8 protein-coding genes are annotated in these 7,602 nt (G+C 37.4%); all 8 read left to right on the forward strand.

The window, feature by feature from the left end:
- The 8 genes from P3R27_RS13250 to P3R27_RS13285 all read left to right on the forward strand — a co-directional run bounded on the left by P3R27_RS13250 (window position 1) and on the right by P3R27_RS13285 (window position 7,167).
- Complete coding sequence (locus P3R27_RS13250) at window positions 1–1,044, forward strand: BppU family phage baseplate upper protein (RefSeq protein ID WP_301356872.1); 1,044 nt, start codon at window positions 1–3, stop codon at window positions 1,042–1,044.
- The gene (locus P3R27_RS13255; protein WP_301356874.1) at window positions 983–2,104 is read left to right on the forward strand and encodes a metallophosphoesterase; all 1,122 of its coding nucleotides are present in this window, start codon (window positions 983–985) and stop codon (window positions 2,102–2,104) included. The genes P3R27_RS13250 and P3R27_RS13255 overlap by 62 nt, the downstream gene beginning before the upstream one ends.
- A gap of 10 nt (window positions 2,105–2,114) precedes the next feature.
- A complete protein-coding gene (locus P3R27_RS13260; protein WP_301356876.1) occupies window positions 2,115–4,334 on the forward strand; it encodes a BppU family phage baseplate upper protein in 2,220 nt (739 codons plus the stop codon).
- A 74-nt stretch (window positions 4,335–4,408) separates the two neighbouring features.
- Entirely contained in the window at window positions 4,409–4,828 is a 420-nt protein-coding gene (locus tag P3R27_RS13265) for a phage holin family protein (RefSeq protein WP_034687909.1), read from the forward strand.
- The gene (locus tag P3R27_RS13270; protein ID WP_207463716.1) at window positions 4,818–5,072 is read left to right on the forward strand and encodes a DUF5960 family protein; all 255 of its coding nucleotides are present in this window, start codon (window positions 4,818–4,820) and stop codon (window positions 5,070–5,072) included. Before P3R27_RS13265 ends, P3R27_RS13270 begins: the two co-directional genes overlap by 11 nt.
- The gene (locus P3R27_RS13275; RefSeq protein ID WP_301356881.1) at window positions 5,072–6,064 is read left to right on the forward strand and encodes an N-acetylmuramoyl-L-alanine amidase; all 993 of its coding nucleotides are present in this window, start codon (window positions 5,072–5,074) and stop codon (window positions 6,062–6,064) included. Before P3R27_RS13270 ends, P3R27_RS13275 begins: the two co-directional genes overlap by 1 nt.
- 216 nt (window positions 6,065–6,280) lie before the next feature.
- Complete coding sequence (locus P3R27_RS13280) at window positions 6,281–6,781, forward strand: Panacea domain-containing protein (RefSeq protein WP_301356883.1); 501 nt, start codon at window positions 6,281–6,283, stop codon at window positions 6,779–6,781.
- Window positions 6,781–7,167, forward strand: coding sequence for a type II toxin-antitoxin system PemK/MazF family toxin (locus P3R27_RS13285; protein WP_301356885.1), 387 nt, complete (start codon window positions 6,781–6,783; stop codon window positions 7,165–7,167). The genes P3R27_RS13280 and P3R27_RS13285 overlap by 1 nt, the downstream gene beginning before the upstream one ends.
- Window positions 7,168–7,602 lie beyond the last annotated feature (435 nt).

A 7,602-nucleotide genomic window follows, 5' to 3' on the forward strand; every position in this document is an offset into this window, starting at 1 on the left:
ATGCCAAAACATAAAATGGTGTTAAGCACGACTGAACCCAATAATAATATTCCATTAGTTCGGATCATTCAAGATGACAAAAATAGTCATACGTTTGAAGCTGAAATTGTTGAAGACGGACAGTTGTTACAGTTTGAAAACGAAGTGGTCTTTTTTAATGCGGAAATCGGGACTTATAAGGTTCGAGACAGAGTAGACACGGTCTTTTATGATAGTAGCCGTGTATCGTATCAGTTGAATGATGCCTTTTTGCAAAAGGTAGGTGAATTTAACGCTTGGTTTAGCTTTGCAAATAGCGATGAACCCGAATCAGATTTATTTAGTACCATGCGTTTTACTTATCGAGTCCTTCCAGGCATTCGAAAAAACATATGGGAAGGAAACTATTTTTGGGATTTACAAGAACTAGTTGATTACTATAAACGCTACAAACACCTTATTGCAGGTATTGTTGAGAACGAAGATTTTAGCGGATTAATTGATCAACTATCTGAAATTGACGGAAGGACAAATCAACTTGATAATTTCGCCACAGCTTCGAAAATAGATGCGGAGCAAGGAGTGGTATCGAATAAGTTTATGACTCCCCAGCGGGTTACTCAACAAACAAGTGCTCGTTTAGCAACCGATGAAGAAGCAAGATTAGGCGTAAACAGTACTAAATTAATGACTCCTCAAGCAACAAAAGAATTTTATGATGCGAACATGGTGACACGACATTTTGATATCACACAGTTAAGTAATGTTCGAGATGGCAATATTTATTTGACGCGTATGGGGGATCTCGTGGTCATGCATGGAAATATTCAAGCAAGAGACGATGCGAACGCTTCGAATAATGCACACTTTGCGCCATTGATTGTTCCTACAGGATTTAAACCTACAGGTGATACAGGATTAGCCCATGAAATTCCCGCAATGTTTGGTCCAGCATTTGGCAGAGTGCAGGCTGCTGGAAATATTATTCTTGCAGTAGGAATGAATGGTCCTCGTTGGCATAATATTTCAGGTTCCTGGACAACGGCCGACGAATTTCCCAGATGAAGCCGAGAACACGTTGCCTCGGCTTTACTTCGTGGAAGCATTAGAACAGTTACGTGAGAAACTTGATCCTAAATTATTCAATGTAGGTATTGTTACAGATTCGCACTTTGATGAAGGAACTTGGCGAACTCAAGCTTATCGATCAATGAAAAATCTGAATAATGTTTTATATATCCAAAATGATTTAGACGCTATTGCCGCTTTAGGCGACAACGTGGATAGCGAACATAGAGACAAATCAATCAATGTCCGGAACTTAGAACGCTACTGTGTACGATATTCGCAAGGAAATAACACGAATAAGTTTATTATCCGAGGAAATCATGACTCAGGTTCTGCTATTTTAGATTCGAATAATGAAGGAAATAACGTGTTTGAAAAGGATATTATGACTGGTGCAGAGCAGTTGGAAATCTTTAAAAAACATTTAAACCAAGAAGGTAAATTTTATGGGAATGGTCAGTATCATTACAAAGATTTTCATCAGAAAAAAATCAGAATGGTTTTTATTGATATGATCGATAACCCTTTAATTAGAAATCAAAATGGCACACTGAAATATGTCGATCAATGGAGCTATGCCCTTCAAGAAAGACAACTGCAATGGCTTGCAGAAGAAGCTTTAGGAACCTTGCCAGATGACTATCATGTGGCAATTTTTAGTCATGTTCCATTGATGCCAGAAACGGTCACGACAGACCCGATAAAAAATGGCGAACTACTCAAAGCGTTACTCACAGCTTTCATCAACAAAGAAAGTACACAACTACATTCCAATTTAAGTGATTTTGTCGTTGATTTTTCAGTCGATTTTACACAGCGAAAAGAGAGTCATTTAGTTGGTTTATTTGCTGGCCATCGACACGAAGAGTATTTTTATTCCACGAATGAAATGGGTGGATATTATTCAACGGTTTTTGATTGTGCATTTGTTCGAGATGATAGCAAATTAGGTTTGGTAGCAGAAGATGCATTTGCTGTGTTAGAAATCGATACAGCTCACCGAAAAGTTCGCATCCTTGGTTTTGGGCGAGCCACTGATCGAGAATACACGTATTAGGAGGGATAAAATGGCGAGAAAAAAAGGAGAAATTGTTGTACCTACAAAACCAGTCAGTCGAGCAACAGAAATCACTCACTTTACTTTTAAGTCTTATGATAAAAATGCTGGTTTATTACAATTTCAAATCAAAGATCAAGATGGTCGTCCAACTGATTTATTTGGAGCAACGGTTCGTCTTTTGATGTTCATTTATTCAGGTGATGAGAAAAAGGAATTTCCTATTTTTGATCATCAAATCATAACTGAAAGCTATCTAGAAGGAATTGTAAAATATCCAATCCCCGACATGTTACTTTCGTATGAAGGAAAAGTGGATGCGAATATTTATATTGATTTCCCTGATGGTAGCCATACGGATAATTTAGCGTTTACATTTACTATAGAAAAGTCAGTAATCGATTGGGATATCCAATTAAATGGTGAATACTATTTCAAGGACTTTCAACAGTTGCTTGAACAAGTGAAAGCAGAATCGGCAGGTGTGATTGAAGAACTACTTGGAGACGTGAAGGAAGTTGTTGATCATGCCAATGAACAAATAGTTACTATGAATGAAGAAGTAGAAAAACTTGTCGACAAAGTGAATGAAGCAAGTCAACAAGTCGAGAATCTCGGAAGATTCAAAAGAATGTATTCGAACAGTATTGATTTCGGTAATTACGACTATTCAGGAAACGCCAATCTGTTACCGAAAATTACAGCTGATCATTTTTCAGGAGGAAATGGAGCCACGGTTGAAGATGGGCCAGATGGCGAAATTATTTTCACGTTGGACGGATCTGCGCAACTAACTAAATTTAATACAAGCATGCGCTTACCTGCTCTTCAAAATGGAAAGAGATACACAATTAGCGCCGAGATTATGCTGCACGAAGGTTTAGAAGGGGATGCCTCTAATATTCGATTAACTAATACCTACGTACCTGGCGGAAACATCATGTTATCTACAGTTAGACCTTCTCCAACGACTACTAATATCTGGCATACGATCAGAGGTACGCAAATAGCAACTTATGCTACGACACTGCCTCAACAATGGTATGTGGTTTTACAAGACGTTACAGCTTCAAGCCGTATTAAAGGCAAAATATCGCTTCGAAACATAAAGATAGAAGAAGGATCAGTTGCTACACCTTATCAACCCAATCTACTTGTTGAACCATATCACATTTCCAAGATTCCATTGAATGAAAATTTAGCAAATAAAGAACAAGCTTTCCCGATAAATAGTCGACAGTATTTAGTGTATTCTGCTGAAATGATTGAACCATTTATTGCTAACCAAACATATACCTTAACTTTGAAAGGGACGAAATTAGGTCCGCAATCATTTAGAGTGTATACGACTGGTCCGAATAATACCTCTAACATTGGAGATATGGAAATAGTAGAAGGTTTAGCAGATACATGGAGACTTACTTTCACGCCAACATCTGCTAACTTGAATGGAAGTGTTTCACCAAGCACATTACAAATCTACCAATTTCCTCAAGCAACAATGGGGCAAGTAACGATTGACTCATTAAAAATAGAAAAAGGTGATATAGCCACTCCGAATATTTCTGAGCATAGATACTTTGGTGAGGGGATTAAAGATAGTGATAATCCAAACGACTACAGCTGGGATATCACTGAGGAATACATTGAAAGACGTATAGCAGATCATATTGATAAAAGCGAGAAAGAGCAAGAAAACTTATTTCTGACAAAAACTGAAGCATCGAAAAGTTTAATGGATTTAACAACTCCTCAAACAGTTTCGGCATTGAAAAAATTTAAAGGTGGCTTACTTTCGAATGGAATCAATGTGGGGGTTGAATATGCAGAGGCAGTAACCACTGACAAATATGATAATCATGGTGCAGTGTATTTAGGCGGTGGCGTATGGCTAACTTGGGAAACGTTGAGCTTTTCAAATCCATCTGGTTGGGGAAGAGGAAGTACAATTCGCGTTGGAAATGATGGCCATCCGGGCTTTACTTATCCAGATGTTCCGAATATTTTCGGTGGATACATTTGGATTGGTGGCTCGTGCTTGCCAGACTACACAGATGGCGGATTTGGCGCTTATCATATTACAGTGTCGAATAATTTCGATGATGCTCGACAACCAATTGTCCGGTTTATTGATTCGCCGACTACGCCTGTCAAAAGATTAGCAGTCAGGGGCTTTGCGCTAGTCTTTGCGCCAGCACCAACAACAAATAGTAAGGTAGAGGAAAATTGATTTTATACGATTAACTAGGCGTGCTCAAAAGGGTGCGCTTTTTGTGTTCAACAAATAGAGAGAAGGGTGGAAACATGGTGATTATTGATAATTTAGTTTTGTTGTCAGAGTTTAAAAATTTAGTCAGCAATGTCTATATTCAAATTTTTGTCTGGATTGTTATTGCAGATATTATTACAGGTATTTGTAAAGGAATTGCTGGAAAAGAAGCGAATAGTACAAAGGGGTTAATGGGGGTAGTGAAACATTTGTTAGTTGTGGCTCTTGTGTTGATTACTTATCCTTATTTAAAAATCATGAATTTTGAAGGTGTCGCCACAGCATTTGTTTTATCCTATATAGCGGTTTATGGGATCTCTGTCATTGAAAATTTGGGGCAATTAGGCGTTTATGTGCCGGATTTTGTAAAAGATCGATTTAGTAAGTTGAAAGACTCTACAGAAAAGCAAGAAAGTAAAAAACATAATTTAGGGGGAGAAAAGGATGCGGAATAAAGAAAAATTTCTTACTGACTATAACGAAGTAGTTAAACCAGAAATCCAAAATGACGAGACAGTAGTTGAGGATGCAGCACATACGTTAAACCATTCTGCTGAACCAGTATTTATTGTTCCAGCAGAATTTACTAAAACTAATAAAGATGAAAAATTTGTTTTCGAACAAAAGGACCGAGAAAAAACAGACAATCCAAATGAAAGTATGTTAGATTGGTTCTACACAGGAAGAGGTGGCAAATAATGACAATTCGATCAAATGGTGGCGGTCATGGCGGACGGCAAAGCGGGAACAACTGGATGGACCCAGGAGCAGTTGGAAATGGTAGACGTGAAGCAGATGTAGTTCGTACGATTACACAAAAAATGCAAGCAATAGCATCTGTAGCTAATACTAGTGATCAATCAGCAACTACAGTGAATCAGAATTTACAAAATCAAGTGAACGCAATGAATTTAGCCGGTAATGGATGGGCAATCACAAATCATTTAAATGCGTTCAATGGACAAGCAACTGGTGCAGAGGTTTGGTATTGGGCAGGAAATGAAGAAGCCCGCAAGAAAGCCGCAGAAGTATCCGCTGCAATTGCTAAGGCGCTGGGTATTGTGGATAGAGGAGCGAAAGCAACGACTAGCTTATTCGTCCACAGAAACACTAATCCGGGAGTCAATGTATTATTGATCGAATGGTGCTTTATTGATAATGCAAATGACATGCGACGATTAGATCAGAATATGGATCAGGCAATCCGTGCGGTGATGAATGTGCTTGGCTACAACACAAGCGGAAGTGGTAGTATTCAAGCGACACCACAGACACATGATCAAATTATTTTAGCAAGCCCACCAAAAACTGTTGGTAATTATGTAGGGAAGTTAGAAGTGTTTAATGAGTTACAATTAGGAATCTTCCGGATTGGTGCTTGGTTAGTGCCAATCAACGGTGCAGCTCATTTAAATCAAGGATATGTCTTCTGGATGGATGCAGACAATCCGGATGTCGAAATTGGTCGTTGTCGGTCAGCCGGTATTATCAGAGATGATGTGAATGCAGCCTATGGATTACCTAGTGGCCTACGATTTGGTTTGGATGGCACATTGGATATTCGTAAATTTGCAGGGAAAAGAGTCTTTCCGATGTTACGACGCACAAATGATCCGAACGGAAATACGATCAATGGACAAACAGTTGATATTCGTTTCCCTGAGTATGTTTTGACAATTCCTAAGCGATAAAAAATAGCCCTACGAGAGTAGGGCGGGTGTACATAAATTTTTGTTTTTTAAGATTAGCTATAAGAAATAGCTAAGAATATAGCTAGAAAGCTAACTAATTCTTGTATAACTTAAACTCTGATGATATAGTTTAGAATGTAAGCATGATACTTAAAGCGTGCAGATTATGTAAATATACATGTATATGCTGATCTTTACCATAAGGGGGGGATTGTATTGAAAAGCGCCAGAGAAATAGCAAAGAATCTGATTGCAAGATATGAAATCATATCAAAATCAACTTTCGGATCTAGCGAACTAAAATTGCAGAAGTTAATGTATTTGCTGCAACGTCAAAGTATAGCGATGACAGGCAGAGTATTGTTTGATGATTCTTTTGAAGGCTGGATACACGGGCCAGTATTGCCTTCTTTGCGTTTCTTTTTAGAAGAACCTCAAGAATGCGAGCAAGACACTCTATCGACTGAAGAAAAGTACCTCATTGACAACGTAATTTATGAATACGGGAAGTATTCCGCTTGGGAACTGAGGGAATTAACCCATGAAGAAATATCATGGAAAAATAGCCGAATAGGGTTAAATGATAATGATTATGGAGCGGAAAGCATCGAATTAGAAGACATCAAGAAAGATGCAGAAAAAGTTCGTATATATGATTACGAGTACGATATGTATCTAGAAGAGTTCGAAGAATTCGATGAGGAGGTACTCTGCTAGTGCCGAATAGCTCTCTTATTGGAACAATCAGAAATACAAGAATGCCATACTACGATGTTAGAAAAAACGAAGTAGCCTTCAAAGCTAGACCGGTTTTAATTATCGGAGTCGAAAATGATAGAGGCATGACTGATTTAACTGTAGTTCCTGTTTCTAAAATATCAGATAGTAGAAGAATTATAGAAAACAGTGATATAAAGTTAGATAAATCAATTTATCCTTTATGTAATTTAAAGGAACCTGTTTCTTATATTCGGACAAGTAAAGTAAATACAGTCAGCTCAAAAGACACTTCAAATAATGAAATTTGTAATTTGAAAGAATGTTACTCTGCTTTCTATGAAGAAATATTAAGCGCCGTTAAGTTCTATATTAGTGGTTTGTAGAATCAAGATGACATAAAAAAAGCCCTCTTACTCAGATTCAAGTAGGAGGTCTTTTTTTAGTTCTTCAATTAATTATAGCTATTCACCCAAATCCTCAAGCAATGGATAATCATTGATAACGAATAATAATTTTTATGAATGCACCAAAGTACATGACTTGAACAATAAATAAAAACAATACTTCCAAATAGTCATTGTCAATTTTTGAAGACTCTTAAACATAAGGAAGTGCAGGTATTATCCAAGTACCCATGATTGCAACGCCTAGTATTAATAGCGAAAATAGGATGCAACATATCATGAATACACTCCAATTCGATTGATCAACATCAAGTTTTTTTTGATGAATTATCCAACCGGTTGTAAACATTGTGAAACTAACAAAATATAGAATTAGAATTAAGAAAATAAAAATCACCTCAAATAATAATATAA

Source organism: Enterococcus spodopteracolus (genome assembly GCF_030441955.1).
Classification (GTDB): domain Bacteria; phylum Bacillota; class Bacilli; order Lactobacillales; family Enterococcaceae; genus Enterococcus_B; species Enterococcus_B spodopteracolus.

Bases quoted from the DNA above. Each gene is read 5' to 3' on its own strand.
- P3R27_RS13250 (WP_301356872.1), top strand. From the start codon at position 1: ATGCCAAAACATAAAATGGTGTTAAGCACGACTGAACCCAATAATAAT.
- P3R27_RS13255 (WP_301356874.1), top strand. From the start codon at position 983: ATGGTCCTCGTTGGCATAATATTTCAGGTTCCTGGACAACGGCCGACG.
- P3R27_RS13260 (WP_301356876.1), top strand. From the start codon at position 2,115: ATGGCGAGAAAAAAAGGAGAAATTGTTGTACCTACAAAACCAGTCAGT.
- P3R27_RS13265 (WP_034687909.1), top strand. From the start codon at position 4,409: ATGGTGATTATTGATAATTTAGTTTTGTTGTCAGAGTTTAAAAATTTA.
- P3R27_RS13270 (WP_207463716.1), top strand. From the start codon at position 4,818: ATGCGGAATAAAGAAAAATTTCTTACTGACTATAACGAAGTAGTTAAA.
- P3R27_RS13275 (WP_301356881.1), top strand. From the start codon at position 5,072: ATGACAATTCGATCAAATGGTGGCGGTCATGGCGGACGGCAAAGCGGG.